The 17764-nt window shown below is 73.4% G+C and carries 12 protein-coding genes; 7 read left to right on the top strand and 5 right to left on the bottom strand.

Going from position 1 to position 17764, the window contains the following annotated elements; translation table 11 throughout:
• Window positions 1-174: 174 nt before the first annotated feature.
• The 3 genes from ACIQTO_RS11155 to ACIQTO_RS11145 form a co-directional block, all read right to left on the bottom strand.
• Complete coding sequence (locus ACIQTO_RS11155; RefSeq protein ID WP_402385983.1) at window positions 175-2667, bottom strand: SpoIIE family protein phosphatase; 2493 nt, start codon at window positions 2665-2667, stop codon at window positions 175-177.
• Between the two features lie 47 nt (window positions 2668-2714).
• Entirely contained in the window at window positions 2715-7010 is a 4296-nt protein-coding gene (locus ACIQTO_RS11150; RefSeq protein ID WP_402385980.1) for a HAMP domain-containing protein, read from the bottom strand.
• Window positions 7011-7308: 298 nt separating this feature from the next.
• The gene (locus ACIQTO_RS11145) at window positions 7309-8241 is read right to left on the bottom strand and encodes a SigB/SigF/SigG family RNA polymerase sigma factor (RefSeq protein ID WP_402385977.1); all 933 of its coding nucleotides are present in this window, start codon (window positions 8239-8241) and stop codon (window positions 7309-7311) included.
• 231 nt (window positions 8242-8472) lie between these two features.
• Between ACIQTO_RS11145 and ACIQTO_RS11140 the strand changes: the two genes are divergently transcribed.
• From ACIQTO_RS11140 to ACIQTO_RS11130, 3 genes are all read left to right on the top strand, one after another.
• On the top strand, window positions 8473-8871 hold the full coding sequence (locus ACIQTO_RS11140) for an STAS domain-containing protein (protein ID WP_402385975.1): 399 nt from the start codon (window positions 8473-8475) through the stop codon (window positions 8869-8871).
• A gap of 163 nt (window positions 8872-9034) precedes the next feature.
• On the top strand, window positions 9035-9505 hold the full coding sequence (locus ACIQTO_RS11135; protein ID WP_402385972.1) for an ATP-binding protein: 471 nt from the start codon (window positions 9035-9037) through the stop codon (window positions 9503-9505).
• A gap of 69 nt (window positions 9506-9574) precedes the next feature.
• A complete protein-coding gene (locus ACIQTO_RS11130; RefSeq protein WP_402385970.1) occupies window positions 9575-10477 on the top strand; it encodes an oxygenase MpaB family protein in 903 nt (300 codons plus the stop codon).
• A 41-nt stretch (window positions 10478-10518) separates the two neighbouring features.
• Here the strand turns inward: ACIQTO_RS11130 and ACIQTO_RS11125 are convergent, their stop codons facing one another.
• Window positions 10519-10674: a DUF6131 family protein gene (locus ACIQTO_RS11125; RefSeq protein WP_402385967.1), complete on the bottom strand. Its 156-nt coding sequence runs from the start codon at window positions 10672-10674 to the stop codon at window positions 10519-10521.
• Between the two features lie 274 nt (window positions 10675-10948).
• On the opposite strand from ACIQTO_RS11125, the gene ACIQTO_RS11120 reads away from it, so the two are divergent.
• The 4 genes from ACIQTO_RS11120 (at window position 10949) to ACIQTO_RS11105 (ending at window position 16955) form a co-directional block, all read left to right on the top strand.
• Complete coding sequence (locus ACIQTO_RS11120) at window positions 10949-12796, top strand: hypothetical protein (RefSeq protein WP_402385964.1); 1848 nt, start codon at window positions 10949-10951, stop codon at window positions 12794-12796.
• Between the two features lie 378 nt (window positions 12797-13174).
• Complete coding sequence (locus ACIQTO_RS11115; RefSeq protein ID WP_402385961.1) at window positions 13175-15790, top strand: collagenase; 2616 nt, start codon at window positions 13175-13177, stop codon at window positions 15788-15790.
• 335 nt (window positions 15791-16125) lie between these two features.
• Window positions 16126-16710: a DUF2975 domain-containing protein gene (locus ACIQTO_RS11110; protein WP_402385958.1), complete on the top strand. Its 585-nt coding sequence runs from the start codon at window positions 16126-16128 to the stop codon at window positions 16708-16710.
• Window positions 16710-16955 carry a helix-turn-helix domain-containing protein gene (locus ACIQTO_RS11105; protein WP_402385956.1) on the top strand — a complete coding sequence of 82 codons (246 nt, stop codon included), beginning with the start codon at window positions 16710-16712 and terminating at the stop codon, window positions 16953-16955. Before ACIQTO_RS11110 ends, ACIQTO_RS11105 begins: the two co-directional genes overlap by 1 nt.
• A gap of 80 nt (window positions 16956-17035) precedes the next feature.
• Here ACIQTO_RS11105 and ACIQTO_RS11100 read toward each other — a convergent pair whose 3' ends face one another.
• Window positions 17036-17716 carry a class I SAM-dependent methyltransferase gene (locus ACIQTO_RS11100; protein WP_402385954.1) on the bottom strand — a complete coding sequence of 227 codons (681 nt, stop codon included), beginning with the start codon at window positions 17714-17716 and terminating at the stop codon, window positions 17036-17038.
• Window positions 17717-17764: the final 48 nt, after the last annotated feature.

Genomic DNA, 17764 nt, shown 5'->3' with positions numbered 1-17764 from the left:
TCGGCGGGCCGCCGCCCCCGTTCGACGGCGCCGCCGCCGACGACCGCCGGACCCGGGCCCCCGTGGACGGCCGGCTGATCCGCGACAGCGGCCGGATCCACCGGCACACCAGGCCGCCGGACCAGGCCGGGCCCGGCCCGCCGCCCCGCCCGTCGTGGGCGGGGCGCCGTCGGCTCAGCGGACGGTGATGCCGATCAGGCAGGTGTCGTCGTCGGTGTCGGAACTGCTGTACCGCAGGAGGTGGTCGAGCCGGCGGTCGAGTTCCGGGAGGCCGTCCGCGTCCCCGGCGGCGGCCAGCAGGTCGGCCAGCGACAGCTCCAGGGAGCGGTCCCGGCGTTCGATCAGCCCGTCGGTGTACAGCATCAGGGTGTCTCCGGCCCGGAGCACGATCTCGCCCTCCTCGTAGTCGGCCTGGTCGATCGCGCCCAGCAGGATGCCGCCGACGGTGGGCAGTTCGGCCGCCCGGCCGTCGCGCACCAGGATCGGCGGGAGATGGCCCGCCCGGGCCCAGCGCAGGGTCCGGGTCCGCGGCTCGTACAGGGCGCAGACGGTCGTCGCGGTGACGTTGTCGGTCAGATGGTGGGTCACGGTGTTGAGCCAGCCCAGGAGCTGTCCCGGGCCGGCTCCGGTGGCGGCCAGGCCGCGCAGGGCGTTGCGCAGCGCGACCATGCCGGTGGCGGCCCCGATGCCGTGCCCGGCGACATCGCCCACGCACAGCAGGACCCGGCCGGTGGGCAGGGCGAGGGCGTCGTACCAGTCGCCGCCGACCAGGTGGTCCTTCTCGGCGGGCCGGTACCGCACGGCCACGTGCAGGTCGTGCAGGTCCAGCGGGCCCCGGCTGGGCGGCATGATGGCGTGCTGCAGCTGCAGGGCGAGCCGGTTGCGTTCGGCGGCCTGCTGTTCGGTGTGGGCGAGCTGGTCGCGGGTGGCGGCGAGCGCGACCTCGGTCCAGTGCTGGGCGGAGACGTCCTGGTAGGCGCCGCGGACGGCGGTGATGCGGGCGTCGGCGTCCAGGACGGGCTCGGCGACGACCCGGATGTGCCGGGCGATGCCGTCGGCGCGCTGGAGGCGGAAGGCGGTCGAGGCGGGCCGCTGGTGGTGCAGCAGGGTCCGCAGGAACCGGCCGATGGTGTGCCCGTCGTCGGGGTGCGCGTGGGCGGGCAGGTGGTCCAGCGGGACGGGGTCGGCGTGGGGCGGGAGGCCGTGGAGGTCGAACAGGGTGTCGTTCCAGACGATCTCGCCGGTGTGCAGGTTCTCCTCGAACCCGCCGATCCGCCCGAGGCGCTGGGCGTGCTGGAGCAGGTTGGCGACGCGCGCGGTGCCGTCCTCGGTCCGCCAGACGACGACCGCGTGGCGCCCGTGCCGGCTGATGCTCACCCGGGCCCGGGTGGTCAGCGGGACGCCGTCGACCAGCGCGGAGAGGCTCATCCCCGGCGAGCGGAACGATTCGCCGGTCGCCAGGACGTGTTCGATCTTCTCGAAGAGGCCGCCCGGCTCGGCGGCCAGCGGGTAGGCCTCCAGCAGCCGGGCGCCGATGACGGCGCTGCGCGGCCGGCCGGCGAAGTCCTCGAAGCGCGGGTTGAGGTGCTTGATCAGGTAGTCGGTGGCCCGGCCGGCCGCGTCGACGTCCGGTTGCATGACCAGGCAGGGATCGTGCAGGCCGTGGACCAGCTCCAGCAGGTCGGCGGTCTGCGGGTCGTCGGTACCGTCGGCCCCGCCGGCGGCCGGCCGGGACTCCAGGGCGGTGGCGCACAGCTCGGCGAGGGCCTCGAACTGCCGTTGCAGCGACTGGGACTGCGACGGCAGGGCGCCGCTCCAGCAGATCTCCAGGACGCCGGTGATCCGGCCGCCCGCGCCGGCCGGCACCGCCAGCCGTCCGCCGCCGAACTCCCGCTGACCGATTGACGGGAGCCCCGCCGCGGCCAGCGACGCGTAGGCCGCGGGGGCCCGTTCGGTCAGCGCGCGGCGCGCCGGGACGGGGACACCGGGCGGGACGTGGCGCCAGCGCTTCGCCTCCTCGCCGGCGAACCCGGCGCTGCCCGCCAGGGTCAGGGACTGGTCGGAGTTGGCCGCCCAGATCGCCACCGCCTGCGCCCCGAGCGGCCGCAGGGCGTGTTCGAGGACGGACTGGGCGACCGCCTGGACGTCGTCGGCCCCGAGCATGCCGGTCTCGGCGCTGCGCAGCCGGACGCCCACGGACGGCTCACCGGTGGAGGCCAGGAACTCGCGGGCGACGTCGGCGATCCGGTCGTGCGAGGCCTGGTTGACGAGGTCGGCGGCCAGCTCCAGGACGGACACGTTCGACTGGCCCGCCAGGTCCTCCAGCTGTCGGATGGCGTCGGCGGGACCGTAGCCGAGACGCTCGACCAGGATGCCCTTGGCGAGTTCGACCAGCGCCCGGCCGTCGGCCTCGGCCCGGGCCGCCGTGAGTTCGCGGCGCAGACGCTCGACGGTGACCGTCAGCCGGCCCACGACGCCGTCGACCGGCCGGCTGACGGCGTGGTCGGCCGGGCGGTCGGCGAGCTGCCCGGCCGGCCGGTCGCCCGCCGTGCGCTGGGCGTTGACGCCCCGAGCGGACCGGGTGGACGCCCGGTCCGGGGCGTCCCCGTGGTCGGGCCCGGGCCGGGACGGGTCGTGCGTGTCCCGAGGCGGTCGGTTCTCGCGCATCGGTCTCTCCTCGGGTCGCACGGTGTCGGGTGAGTCGCCGGGGCGCGCTACGGCCGCAGCCACCGTTCGATGCGGGTGACGAGGTCCTCCGCGTCGACCGGCTTGGTGACGTAGTCGCTGGCGCCGGAGGCGAGACTCTTCTCCCGGTCGCCCATCATCGCCTTCGCGGTGACGGCGATGATCGGCAGGTCGGCGTACGCGGGCATGGCACGGATGGCGGTGGTGGCGGCGTAGCCGTCCATCTCCGGCATCATGACGTCCATCAGGATCAGGTCGACACCGGCGTTGCGGGTGAGGGTCTCGATCGCGGCGCGTCCGTTCTCGGCCTGCAGGACCTGGATGCCGTGCAGTTCGAGGATCCCGGTGAGCGCGTACAGGTTGCGGTCGTCGTCGTCGACGACGAGGACGGTGCGGCCCGCGAGCGAGCCGTCGACGGGCTGGGCGGGCGGGGTGGCGGTGTCCTCGGCGCGGACCAGCGGCAGTACGTCGCCGGGCTGGTCCGCGCTCAGGTGCAGGGCGATGCGCTCGCGCAACTCGTCGAGACTGGAGAGGAGTTCCAGCGGTTGTGCGGCGGCGCGCTGCTGCAGGAGCCGTTCCTGCTCGGCGCCGAGCCGCCGGTTGTTGTGGGCCAGGACGGGCACGTTGTGCAGGGCGGCGTCCCGGGCCATGGCCTCCAGGAAGGCCAGCGCCGCGCCGTTCGGCAGATCGAGTTCGAGGACCACGCAGTGGCACGGCGTCGCGGCGAGCGTCTCCGCCGCCTCCTGGGCGCCGACCGTGGTGATGACCTCGACCGCGCCGCGCGGTCCGCCGAGGTCGGTGTGCCCGGTCAGGTCGGCGACGGCGCTCTCCGCGACGAGGGACAGCAGGCCGCGTTGGCGCTCCTCGATGACCAGCAGCCGCTTGGGCCGGCCGGCCTCCGGCGTGCCGGGCTGCCCCGTCCGGTCCTCCGGGCCGGGCCGGGCCGACTCGGCCGGTCCGGGTTCCAGGGCCTCCCGGGGGCACTGCCCGCTCAGCTCGACGAACTCCGCCCGGGCTGCGGGCAGGTAGAGCGAGAAGGTACTGCCACGACCGGGGGTGCTCCGGGCCGTGATGGCGCCGCCGAGGAGGAAGGCGATCTCCCGGCTGATGGACAGTCCCAGGCCGGTGCCGCCGTACTTGCGGCTGGTGGTGCCGTCGGCCTGCTGGAACGCGCCGAAGACGCTCTCCAGGTGCTGGGGATCGATCCCGATGCCGGTGTCCAGGACGTGGAAGGCGATGACCGGACCGTCGTCGCGGCGCGCGACCTCCGGCACCTGCGCGCCGTCCGCGACCTCGATGCGCAGGTCGACGCTGCCCCGTTCGGTGAACTTCACCGCGTTGGACAGCAGGTTCCGCAGGACCTGCCGCAGCCGGTAGTCGTCGGTGAGCAGTTCGGCGGGCACGCCGTCGGCGGTGGTGACCTGGAAGGCCAGGCTCTTCTGGCCGGTCAGCGGCCGGAAGGTGGCCTCGACGTAGTCGAGCAGCCGACGCAGCGGGATGCGCTCCGGGGCGACGTCCATCTTCCCGGCCTCGACCTTGGACAGGTCGAGGATGTCGTTGATCAGCTGCAGCAGGTCGGAACCGGCGGAGTGGATGATGCCCGCGTACTCGACCTGCTTGGCGGTCAGGTTGCGGGTGGGGTTCTGGGCGAGGAGCTGGGCGAGGATGAGCAGGCTGTTGAGCGGGGTGCGCAGCTCGTGGCTCATGTTGGCCAGGAACTCCGACTTGTAGGTGGAGGCCAGCGACAGCTGGTGCGCGCGGTCCTCCAGCTCCTGGCGGGCCTGCTCGATCTCCAGGTTCTTGGTCTCGATGTCCCGGTTCTGGGCGGCCAGCAGGGCCGCCTTGTCCTCCAGTTCGGCGTTGGAGGACTGCAGTTCCTCCTGGCGGGCCTGGAGTTCCGCGGAGCGGACCTGCAACTCGGAGGTGAGCCGCTGGGACTCGCCGAGCAGCTCGTCGGTGCGGGCGTTGGCGACGATGGTGTTCACGTTGGCGCCGATGGTCTCCATCAACTGGTCGAGGAAGGCCCGGTGCACCGGCGTGAAGTCCTGGAGGGCGGCGAGTTCGATGACGCCCAGCACCTGGTCCTCGACCACGATCGGCAGCACGATCAGCGAGGTCGGCTCGGCCCGGCCCAGGCCCGAGGAGACGCTCACGTAGCCGGCCGGCAGCCGGTCGACGGCGATGGTGCGCCGGCTGCGGGCCGCCTGGCCGACGAAGGACTCGCCGAGCCTGAAGCGGGTCGGCGTCGCGCCGGCCGGGAAGGCGTAGGAGCCGATCAGGGTGAGGAAGGTGGCGCCGCCGGTGTCCTCGGCGAGGTAGAAGGCGCCGTACTGGGCGGAGACGAGCGGGGTGATCTCGTCCATGATCAGTTCGGCGACGACGGGGAGGTCGCGGCGGCCCTGCATCAGGGCGGAGAACCGGGCGAGGTTGGACTTGAGCCAGTCCTGCTCCTCGTTGGCCCGGGTGGTCTCGCGCAGGGACTCCACCATGAAGTTGATGTTGTCCTTGAGATCGGCGACCTCACCGGAGGCGTCCACGGTGATCGAGCGGGTCAGGTCGCCCTCCGCGACGGCGCTGGTGACCTCCGCGATCGCGCGGACCTGGCGGGTGAGGTTGCCGGCCAGCTCGTTGACGTTCTCGGTGAGCCGCTTCCAGGTGCCGGAGACGCCCTCGACCTCGGCCTGGCCGCCGAGCCGCCCCTCGCTGCCGACCTCGCGCGCCACCCGGGTCACCTCGGCGGCGAAGGCGCTCAGCTGGTCGACCATCGTGTTGATGGTGGTCTTGAGCTCCAGGATCTCGCCGCGCGCGTCCACGTCGATCTTGCGGGTGAGGTCGCCCTTGGCGACGGCGGTGGTGACCTGGGCGATGTTGCGGACCTGGCTGGTGAGGTTGTGCGCCATGAAGTTGACGTTGTCGGTGAGGTCCTTCCAGGTGCCGGCCACGTTCGGGACCCGCGCCTGCCCGCCGAGCGTGCCCTCGGTGCCGACCTCGCGGGCCACCCGGGTCACCTCGTCCGCGAAGGCGGAGAGCGTGTCGACCATCGTGTTGATGACGCCGGCCAGCGCGGCGACCTCGCCCTTGGCCTCCACGTTGATCTGCTGCGAGAGGTCGCCCTTGGCGACGGCGGTGGCCACCTGGGCGATCGAGCGGACCTGGCCGGTGAGGTTGGAGGCCATCACGTTGACGTTGTCGGTGAGGTCCTTCCAGGTGCCGGAGGCGCCGCGGACGGTGGCCTGCCCGCCGAGGTTGCCCTCGGTGCCGACCTCGCGGGCCACCCGGGTGACCTCGTCGGCGAAGGCGGAGAGCTGGTCGACCATCGTGTTGATGGTCTCCTTGAGCTCCAGGATCTCGCCCCGGGCGTCCACCCGGATCTTCTGCGAGAGGTCGCCCTTGGCGACGGCGGTGGTCACCTCGGCGATCGAGCGGACCTGGGCGGTGAGGTTGTCGGCCATGGAGTTGACCGAGTCGGTGAGGTCCTTCCAGGTGCCGGAGACGTCCCGGACCTCGGCCTGGCCGCCGAGCCGTCCGTCGGTGCCGACCTCGCGGGCGACCCGGGTGACCTCGTCGGCGAAGGCGGAGAGCTGGTCGACCATCGTGTTGATGGTCTCCTTGAGCTCCAGGATCTCGCCCCGGGCGTCGACGGTGATGGTCTGGGAGAGGTCGCCCTTGGCGACCGCGGTGGCCACCTGGGCGATCGAGCGGACCTGGGCGGTGAGGTTGCCCGCCATGAAGTTGACCGAGTCGGTGAGGTCGCGCCAGGTGCCGGAGACGCCCTTGACGTCGGCCTGGCCGCCGAGCCGTCCGTCGGTGCCGACCTCGCGGGCGACCCGGGTGACCTCACCGGCGAAGGCGCTCAGCTGGTCGACCATCGTGTTGACGGTGTTCTTGAGCTCCAGGATCTCGCCCCGGGCGTCGACGGTGATGGTCTGGGAGAGGTCGCCCTTGGCGACGGCGGTGGCCACCTGGGCGATGTCGCGGACCTGGGTCGTGAGGTTGCCGGCCATCGCGTTGACCGAGTCGGTGAGGTCCTTCCACGTCCCGGACACGCCCGGTACCTCGGCCTGGCCGCCGAGCCGGCCCTCGGTGCCGACCTCACGGGCGACCCGGGTCACCTCGGAGGTGAAGAGGGAGAGCTGGTCGACCATGCCGTTGAACACGGTGGCGATCTCACCGAGCAGGCCGTCGGCGTCGTCGGGCAGCCGGGTGCCGAAGTCGCCGTCGCGTACGGCGGTCAGCCCGGCCAGCAGGCGCCGCAGGTCCGGTTCACCGACCTGCGCGGTGCCGCTCGTCGTGCGTTGTGCCAGGGGCTTCGCCGTGCCGGCCATCGGGACGTCGCTTCCTCGTAGGGCGCCGGGCCGTCGGCCCGCCACAGTCAACGCCCGCCCCGGCTCCGCACCCGCCCGAGGGCCGTGCCGCACAGCCGTGCCGGGCACCCGTCCGTACCGTCAGGGACGCTACCGCACCCGCTCCGTCGGGGGCGAACGCCCTTGCGCCGGGCCGAACACGCCCCGGGCCGTCCCGTCCGTCCCGGCCGGAGGCCGCTCGCGCGGGGCGGTCGGTCGTACCCCGCCGACCGCGGGCGCGCCCGGGTGCCGCGGTCGGACGGGCCCGGCAGCGGTGGGCTCAGGCGTCGGCCAGGAGTTCGGCGCGCAGGCCGGCCAGGATCCGGGTGAGCAGCCGGGACACGTGCATCTGCGAGACGCCGAGCCGGCGGCCGATCTCGCCCTGGGTCAGCTCGGCGCCGAAGCGCAGCGAGAGGATGGTGCGGTCGCGCTCCGGCAGGGCGGCGATGAGCGGCTTGAGGGTCTCCAGGCAGAGCACGGTCTCGAAGGCGTCCTCCTCCTGGGCGACCCGGTCGCCCAGCGCGTCACCGCCGTCCGTCCGGTCGCTGCCGGGCACCGGGGCGTCGAGCGATCCGGCGCTCTGCGCCTGGGAGGCGAGCAGGCCCTCGCGCACCTCGTCCTCGGTCAGGTCCAGGTGCGCGGCCAGCTCGCCGGGGGTGGGGGCGCGGTCCAGCAGTTGCTCCATCGCGTCACTGGTCTTGGCCAGCGTCAGACGCAGCTCCTGCAGCCGGCGGGGGACGTGCACCATCCAGCCGGTGTCGCGGAAGAACCGCTTGATCTCGCCGCGGATGGTCGGCAGCGCGAACGAGGAGAACTCGACCTCGAACGACGGGTCGAAGCGGTCGATGGCCTTGATCAGGCCGATCGTGGCGACCTGGATGATGTCCTCGACCGGTTCCTTGCGGTGGCTGAACCGGTTCGCCGCGAACTTCACCAGCGCCATGTTCAGTTCGACCAGGGTGCCGCGCACGTAGGAGTACTCGGCGGTGCCCTCCTCCGCCGCGCGCAGGCGGGCGAACAGGACCTTGGACAACGCGCGCGCGTCCGCCGGGCACACCTGTGCCGGCTGCTCCGCCGTGATCCCCAGCTCGGCTGCCACCCGGACGAAGTCGGCCGGGCAGGAGAACTCGTCGCCGATCACGACCGGACGGGGTGCGGCGGCCGCGGCGCTGGTGCGGGCAGTGGTCGAAGGGCTGGACACGACGGTCGGCATGCTCTCTCCTCTGCTGGTGATCACTTGTTCGGGCACGACGCGACTCACCTGCCCCGCCTCGGCCCGAACAGGCCTGTCTTCGCCAGAGGGCCCCATCATCTTCACCTTGCCCGCACAATCCGGCGGGTTGCTCGACTGCCCCTGCCCTGCGGCGTACCGTGCGCCCGGGTGCCGCCGTATCGTCGTACCGATCCACCCGCGGCCCCGCTCGACGAAGGAGGAGGGAGAGCGATGCCCGACAGCGTCCCCGAACCGACCCCGGCCCCCCGCCATCCCGGCGAAGGGCCGGGCGCCGTGCGACTGCGGGTCGGTCTGCGGGCCGAGGGCGGCACGGTCGTCGTCTCGCCCGTCGGCGAGCTGGACCACGACAGCGCGGCGCTCCTGCGCGCGCGGCTCCGTGAGGCGATCGGACAGGCGGACGACCGGGTGGTCGTCGACTGCCACGGCCTGGCGTTCTGCGACTCCACCGGCCTCAATCTGCTGCTCACCACCCGCGCCGAAGCGGAACGCGCAGACCTCGCGCTCGTCCTCGCCGGGCTGCGGCCCCCGGTCGCCAGGATGTTCGAGGTCACCGGGGCGCGGGCCGTGTTCGACATCCGCGCGGACCTCGGCTCGGCGCTGGCCGGATGACGCCGCGGCCCCCCGGGCGGCGGCCCGAGGACCGGCCGCCCGCCGTTCCCGGGCGGCCGCGACACGCCGCGCGTCACCGGTGTCCCCCGCGCGCCGGCGGGCACACGAGTAGGCAACGGCCGGCCGCCGCCCGGCCCGGTCCGTCGTCGGGGAATGAGGACAGATGAGCGCCAGTGAGTACCGGACCACGAGCCGGTCGGTGATGCCCGGGGTGCCCGCCACCGGCCAGACCCGGAGGCTGGTCCTGGACGGTGTCACGGGCGTGCCCGGACGCTGTCGCGACCAGGCCCGGACCGCTCTGGAGGACTGGGGCTGGCTGCCCACCGCCGACCCCGATCAGCGGGCCCGGGCCGACGACGTCCTCCTGATCGTCTCCGAACTCGCCACCAACGCCTGCCGGCACGCCGGCGGACCGGATCAACTGGTGCTGTCCGCGACCGCCCTGACCCTGCGGATCGAGGTGCTGGACCGGTCCGACGCACCGCCGCGCCCGCAGGTGCCGCACGTGCCCACCCGGATCGGCGGCCACGGCCTGCACACCGTCGCGCTGCTCGCCAGCCGGTGGGGACACCTGCCGCGGGCCGACCGCCCCGGCAAGGCGGTCTGGGCCGAGATCGACCTGCCGCGGAGCTGACGCGGCGGGCCGGCCGGGGGTGCCGTCGGCGCGGGCACGGAGGTGCGGCGCGGATCTACAGTGGCAGGTGTGACCGACGGCAGCTCCGCCCTCCCCGGTCTCGCCGCGCTTCGGCGGCGTCTCGGGGCGGAGCTGTTCGCGCGGGTGGCCGGGCCGCGGGGCCCCGCGGCCCGCAGCCGGATCCACGACACGCCCGGCCCCCGCTGGTTCGGTCCGGAGCGGCCCATCCGCGTCGTCCACGGGGACGCCTCGATGTTCGTCGGAGGTCTGCGGGCGCTTCTGCTGCAGTCGCTGCACCCGCTGGCGATGGCCGCGGTCGAGGCGCATTCCGGCTACCGGGGTGACCCGTGGGGCCGGCTGCAGCGCACCAGCACCTTCCTCGCGGTGACCACCTTCGGGACCGCCGCCGACGCGCGACGGGCGGCCGACCGGGTCCGGGCGGCGCACGAGCGGGTCAGCGGGACCAGTGCGTCGGGGGAGGCGTACCGGGCCGCCGACCCGCACCTGCTCGGCTGGGTCCACGCCGCCGAGGTCGACAGCTTTCTCCGGGCCCACCGGGCCTACGGTGAGCGGCCGTTGGACGACGAGGCCTACGACGGATACGTGGCCGACGCCGCCGTCGTGGCCGCCGCGCTCGGTGTCGTCGACCCGCCGCGCGACCAGCGGCAGCTCGCGTCGGTCATCGAGCGGTACCGCCCCGAACTGCGTGGCACCGCGCCCGCTCTCGACGCGGCCCGGTTCATCCTCCTGCGGCCGCCGCTGCCCTGGGTCGTCCGCCCGCCGTACGGCCTGCTCGCCGCCGGGGCGGTCGCCCTGCTGCCCGGATGGGCCCGGCGGGAGCTGCGGCTGCCGTACCTCCCGGTCGTCGAGGGGCCGGCGGCGCGGCTGGGCGCGGGCGCCGTCACGAGCGCGATCCGGTGGGCGATGGCCGGCCCGTCCGGGGCGGGCGGGCCGCGTCCGGGCGAGGGCTGACCGGCGCCTCGACGCCGGTCGGGGGTGTCGGTGCCCCGGGTCTACCAGTAGTGGCGGCGGCCGCCGACCTCGTGGCCGACCGCGCCGAGGATCCACAGGACGAGCCCGATGAGGGCCAGGACGAGGCCGATGGTCCACAGGACGGAAACACCGGTGACGAATCCGATGACGAGAAGGATGACTCCGAGGACGATCACGACGACCTCCGTTTTTCGCTCCCCCGTGATGTCTGCGGCCTACCGCCGATGCGGAGGTCACCCAGCGTCTGTCCGGTTCCCGGGTTTTCAATCCGAGGGGTGGCGCCAGGTCGTCGCCGGTGCGACGGGGCCCGGTCCCGGTCCCGGGCCCGCAGGCCGCCCGGAAGCGGCGACCGGCCCCTCCGCGCGGACGGCCGTTCCGAGGGCTCCGCCCGAACCCCTCGCTGCGTACTCATGTGGACATCATATGCAGGTAGCCGATATATGTAGCTGCATGACACAACGCTCCCTGCGACAGTCGACCCTGCCGCGGCCTGCCGTTCTCGAAGAGCGCCCCGCCGGCGCCGGGGAATCCGCCGAGCCCGCCGCCCCCGCCACCGGCCCGTCGGGCCTGCTGGGCCTGGCGGCAGCGCGGTTCGAGCGGGCCCGCGGCCGGCGCTGGTTCTGGCCGGTGCTGCTGCTGGCCGGGTACGCGGCCGAGGTCCTCTTCCGCCTGGTGCTCGTCCGCCACCTGAGCTTCCCCTCGGTGCACCCGGACGAGGACTCCTACCTCGTCCTGGCCCGGGTGCTGGCCGGCCGGTCGAGCACGGAGATGCCGGTCGGCGTGGTGATCCCGGGCGGGTACCCGCTGCTGATCTCCCCGGCCTTCCGGATCGCCGGCGACCCGGTCACCGCCTACCACCTGATCATGGTGATCAACGCGCTGCTGAACGCGCTGGTCTTCCCGCTGGCCCAGCTGGCGTTGCGTCGCCTGGGCCTGCGCCGGCTGCCGGCCTACGTCTTCGCCGGTGTCACCGCCCTGCTGCCGCCGGTGATCTTCTACTCCGAGTTCGTCATGTCGGACGCCGTTCTGCCGGTGCTGGTCCTGGCCTGGCTGCTCTGCCTGCACGGCTGGCTCGGTGACGGCCCGGTCGGGCGGCGCTCCTGGTACGCGGCCGGCGCCGGCGCGACCGCCGCGTACTCGATGGCCACGCACGACCGGGGCGGCGTCGTGGTCGCCCTCACCGGTCTGCTCCTCCTCGGTGTCCTGGTGCTGCGCCGGGCCGAGTGGCGCACCGCACTGATCGGCCTCGGCACGCTCGGCGTCGGCGCGGCGGGGGCCAAGGCGTTGGCCTGGTGGCTCGAAGCGCAGTTCACCGTCGAGCCGAGCGATGTCGGAGGGTTCCTGTGGGAGGGCCTCACCGACCCCGACAAGACCGGGATGACGCTGACCCGGACGGCCGGCCAGATCTGGTACTTCATCGTCTCCACCTGGGGCGTCGGCGGCCTGGCCGTCGTCGGCTGCCTGTTCGCGCTGTTCAGCGGCCGCTTCCCGCGCCCGCACCGGATCGTCGGCGGCGTGCTGGTGGCGCTGCTCGTCGGCACCGCGCTCGCCTCCGCCGCCGCGCTGCCGGACGACGGCCGGATCGACGACTGGGTCTACGCCCGCTACCTCTCGCTCCTGGTCCCGGCGGCCTTCGCGGTCGGCGCCGCCGTCCTCTGCCGGTCCCGCCGCCGGGGCCTCGGCTACGCCGTCGCCGCCACCGTCGCGCTCACCCTGCTCCTCGGCAAGATCGTGGTCTGGTCCGCCGGTTCGGCGCTCACCACCAAGCTGTTCATCGGCTGGGCCCTGCCGGACGTCACCTTCCTGGCCGCCGACTGGACGCGGCTGAACATCATGCGCTCGTCCGCCGCCGCGTTCGTCATCCTGGGTGCGGTGGTCCTGCTCCTGGTCGCCGGCGGACGCCGGGTGGTCTGGGCGGTCGGCCTCTCGCTCGCGCTGTTCGCCGGGTTCGCCACCGCCACCATCGCCGAGCAGGTCAGCCACCCGCACGCGAACTACCGCAAGCCCCTCGCGACCGGCTTCACCAAGGCCTCCGGGGTCAAGTCCACGGACAACGTGGTGTTCGCCTGGGACGTGGACGGCGGCCTGCGCAACGCCCAGGCCTTCGAGGTCTACCAGGGCCGGGTCTGGTACCGGGACCCGCGCTGGCAGCCCGTCCCCGCGGAGGCGACCGTCCTGGTCACCCCGCCGGCCCCGGAGGGCCGGGCCGCGGACGGGTACTGGCCGGAGCACCCCGCCGAGTGGTACGTCGCGAAGGTGAACAGGGCGCAGGGCTGGGCGATCTGGCGCAAGCGCTGACCGGGCGGGGCGCAGCTCCCCGCCGCCGGCCCCGGCCGAGGCCGCCGACACGGCGACCCCGGCCGGGGCCGGCGGCTTCCCGGACCGGGGTCGCAGATCGGCCACTCCGGGCGGCCCGTCGGCCTCCGGGGGTGCGGGTGGCCGCCCGGCTCGTGGCGGAACGGCGGCCCCGGCGCCCGTGCGCCGGGGCCGTCAGGGCCACCGTCGTCGCAGGTCAGCGGGCGAGTGGCGGGTTGTGGGCGGTGAAATGGCTGAAAGCTTCATGCCATATGACCTGTGACATTGTTCTCACCTGCGTTCGGTGACAGGATCCACGCCAATCTCCTTCCTTCAGCTTGACCCCACGTCAGGCTGCCCCCACTCGAAGAAGGACTCAGCGTGCACCTGCGCATACGCCTCTCCACGCTCGCAGCCGGCGTCGTCGCCTGTTGCGCCACGGCCACCACCGTGCTGCCGGCCCAGGCCTTCGCGGCACCCGCGGCCGTCACCGCCGGAGCGGCCGCGACCGCTTCGGCCCCGGCCACCCCGACCGCGACCACCCCGGCCGTGACCGCGGCCGCCATCGCCGCCGCGGCCGGGAAGCCGGCGGGCCCGGCCGCCGCCGGCGCGACGACGGGCACCGAGAACCTCGCCGCGCCCGCCGCCCCGCTGCCCCCGGCGCTGCTCAGCGAGACCCTGATGGGCGAGCCGGCCGCCACGGCCGCGCAGGGCGCCCCCGTCCAGCCCAAGTCCGCGGCGGCGCGGGCCCAGTCGGGCGCCGCCGCGGCGGCCGCCGCGCAGAGCTGCACCCCGGCCGACTTCGCCGGCCACACCGGTGCCGACCTGGTCGCGTTCCTCAAGGGCTCGACCACGGACTGCGTGACCGCGCTGTTCAACAGCGGCAGCGCCGACCCGAGCATCTTCCAGCAGGCCCGGATGCTGCCCGTCGCGGCCGCCTTCAAGGACCTCGCGGCCACCTACACCGGTGACAACTCGACCGGCATCCTGCAACTGGTGCTCTACCTGCGGGTGGGCTACTACATCCAGTCCTACTACCCGGACGCGGCGGGCCCGTACACCAGCGAGCTCACCGTCGCCGTCAAGGCCGGCCTGGACGCGTTCTTCGCTGCCGCCCGCTGGCACGACGTCACCGACACCAACGGCGGCGTGCTGAAGGAGGTGCTGACGCTCACCGACAGCGCCAACATCCAGGCCGACTACCTGGGCGTCTACAAGCGGGTGCTGGACGACTACAACAACTCGTACAACGCGTTCCCGCAGATGGTCAACGCGGTCAACTCGGTGCTGAGGTTCCCGCTCTGGCGGGGCAACACCAACCCGAACTTCGTCAACGCGCTCGGCGCCGACCCGAGCCTCGTCACGTCCCTCGCCAACTTCGCGATCAACCACAAGGACCTGCTCGGCGGGCCCAACGCCGTCCTCGACACCAACGCCGGCAACGACCTGGCCCGGATGGCCGGCAGCGGCCCCGCCGTCGAGGCCGCGGCCAAGCCGCAGGTGAAGCGGGTGCTCGACGCCGCGCCGCTGCTCACGGCCGCCGCGCCGCTGTACGTGTACACGGCCTACCAGGCCAACGTCTACGACAACAGCCAGTGCTCGTACTACGGCATCTGCGACCTGCCCGCCAAGCTCACCGCGGTGGTCCTGCCGAACCAGCTGGTCTGCGACAACCGCACCATCCAGGCCCAGGCCCTGTCGGCCGCCGAACTGGCCACCGTCTGCGCGAGCCTGCGCAACGAGGACGCGTTCTTCCACAACCTGGTCAAGGACAACGGGCCGGTCCCGAACCAGTACAACAAGACCGTCACCGCCGGGATATTCGCCAACAAGGCCGACTACACCACCTACTCGTGGGCGATCTTCGGCAACTCGACCGACAACGGCGGCCAGACCGTCATGAACGCGACCGACCCCAACAACCGGGCCGCGAACGTGATGTACCAGAAGGCCTGGAACAACAGCGACCCCGCCCGGGTGTGGAACCTCAACCACGAGTACACCCACTACCTCGACGGCATCTACGACATGAAGGGCACCTTCACCCAGCAGATGTCCGTCCCGGACATCTGGTGGGTCGAGGGCCTCGCCGAGTACATGTCCTACAGCTACCGCGCCACCACCGACACCGACGCGATGGCCCAGGCCGCCCTGCACACCTACAAGCTCAGCACCATCTTCCAGAACACCTACGGCAACTCGGACTCGACCCGCGTCTACCCGTGGGGCTACCTGGCCGTCCGGTACATGCTGGAGAAGCACCCGGCCGATGTCCAGGCCATGCTGGCCCGCTTCCGGGTCGGTGACTACACCGGTGGCTACGCGGTCTACAACAACCTCGGCACCTCCTACGACGCCGACTTCGACGCCTGGCTCACCGCCTGCGCCGCCGGCGCCTGCTACGCCGCCGGCCCGACCGCCCTGTTCGACACGTCGGTGAACGGCGCGACCGTCAGTACGACCGAGCGGTCCGTGCAGACCGGTCCGGGCCAGATCACCTCCTGGCACTGGAGCTTCGGCGACGGCACCTCCTCGGACGACCGCAACGCGAGCCACACCTACGCGGCCTCGGGCACCTACACCGTCGCCCTGACCACGACCGACAGCACCGGCCGGACCGCCACCACCCCGGCCTCGGTCACCGTGACCGCGGCCCCCGTCGCCCTGCCGACCTGCACCGAGCCGCGCACCGACGCGATGGGGCAGAACTGCTCGCGGACCGGCCTCGCCGCGACCGCCGGCAACTCCGCCTACCTGTACGTCTACCTGCCGGCCGGCACCAGCACGCTGACGATCGCCACCTCCGGCGGCACCGGCACCGCGCACCTGTACTACAACCCGGGCACCTGGGCCTCGCCGAGCGCCTTCACGGCCTCCTCCACCGGCACCGGCACCACCCAGTCCCTCACCATCACCAACCCCACCGCCGGTTACCGCTACCTCAGCCTGTACGCCGTGACCGACTTCAGCGGCGTCACGGTCAGTACCCGGTTCTGACCCCCGGCCCACCGGGGCCGTCGCACCGCGCGGCGAGCCGACGGGGCCACGGACAGTGCACGCGAACGCCCGGCCGGGAACTCCCGGCCGGGCGTTCGCGTGGGCGGCGGCGATCCGCCGGGTTCCTCCACCGTGTTCCGATCGACCGGAACCGGTCTCCTGCCCCGCCGATGCCGTGGCACGAGCGGCTCGGCGGCCTCCTGCCACCTGCTCCCGGCAGCCCGCCGTGCCGTCCTCCCACCCGTGACCCGCCCCGGCGGCCCGTACCGGACTTGTCGAATATCGATATGCCCCGATACCTTGGGGCATATCGAAAATCGATGGGGAGGACTGTTGTGAACACGCGACTCACCAGGACGCTGGCCTCGGCGACCTTTGCCCTGGCGGTACTCTGCGGGCTCGCCTTCGTCGGCACGGCGGCCGCGCGCATGATCGACGACGGGGCGGTCTGCGTGCGGACGGGCTTCTGGGCCAATGCCGCCCTGGCGAACGGACTGCCGATCGGCGACGGTGTGACGGCGACCGCCGGCGCCACCCGCCTGTGCCAGGGCGGGCCCTCGGCGGCGCAGCGTGCCGCCGACCTCGGGAGCGAACTGCCCTGGCTGCTGTTCGGCGCCCTCGCGCTGCTGCTCTTCTCCCGGCTGCTGACCACTGCCCTGCGGCAGGGGCCGTTCACCGAGCCGGTGGCGCGACAGCTTTCCGTGCTCGGCTGGTCGGTCACCGCGGGTACGCTGTTGACCGCCCTCGTCACGGGCTGGTCGCAGTCCTGGCTCGTCGGGAGCATGGCGCCGATCGTGGGTTCCGGGCCGACGCTCTCCGGGCCCCTGGTGCTCGTCCTCGCCGGGCTCGCCGCGGTGACCATGGGGAGGGTCATGCGAGAGGGCGTGCGCATGCGAGAGGACCTCGAAGGGACCATCTGATGCCGGAAGAGGAACACCACGGGATCCGCGTCCACCTCGACCGTCTGCTCGCCGAGCGCGGCATGACCCTGACCGAGCTGTCCGCCCAGGTGGGCATCACCGTCGTCAACCTGTCCGTGCTCAAGAACGACCGGGCCAAGGCCATCCGCTTCTCGACCCTGTCGAGAATCTGCGAGGTCCTCCGGTGCCAGCCGGGGGACTTGATGACCCACGGCCCCGCCGATGCCGACCGGGCTGAGGGGTAGTCAGGGGTGGTCCGCCGGCCCCGCCGATGCCGACCGGGCCGGCGGACGACCCGACAGGTTGTCCGCCGGGGTGGGGCGCGTCAGCGCAGCCGGCGTGCGCGGAGCACCAGGTCGTCGGTGTGGTGCGCGCCGGCGCCACCGTCGGGTGCCACCCGGGTCCGCTGCTCGTCCACCTCGATCTCCCAGTCGTCGTCGAGCAGCGCGGCGACCATCGAGGGCCAGACGTAGTCGGCCGGGTCGAAGCCGCTGTCGTGCGTCCGCCGGGTCTCCATCCCCGCGTGGTGCACGAGCAGCAGTACGCCGCCGGGCGCGACGGCGGCGAGCAGGGCCCGTTCGGCCGCGGCGTCGGGAGTGCGCGGCAACGCCGGGTACTGCGCGGAGACCAGATCGAAGGACGCCGGCGGGAGTACCGCCTCCGCCAGGCCCGCGTGCACCCAGCGAACCGTGCGTCCGGTGGCGCGGGCGTGCCCGGCCGCCCGCTCCAGCGCGACGCCCGAGACGTCGAGCGCGGTCACGTCCCAGCCCGCGCCGGCGAGCCAGAGGGCGTCCGCGCCCTCGCCGCAGCCGACGTCGAGCACCCGCCCCGGGGTGAGCCCGGCGACCTCGGCCACCAGCGCGCCGTTGGGCCGGCCGCTCCACAACCGCTGCCGCTCGGCGTAGCGGCCGTCCCACTCCGCGCGCGCCGCGGGGTCTCCGAGGTAGTCGTCCGCGGGCCCGGCGGCGTCGGCCACGGGTACGTCTGTTGCGATGTCGTCGGTCACGTGTCCACCGTCGCCGACCACGCCGCGGCGATGCCACTTCTGTTGCCG

The sequence above is a fragment of the Kitasatospora sp. NPDC091207 genome, assembly GCF_044768625.1.
Taxonomy (GTDB): domain Bacteria; phylum Actinomycetota; class Actinomycetes; order Streptomycetales; family Streptomycetaceae; genus Kitasatospora.
This window is presented reverse-complemented; position numbering and strand designations above follow the sequence as displayed.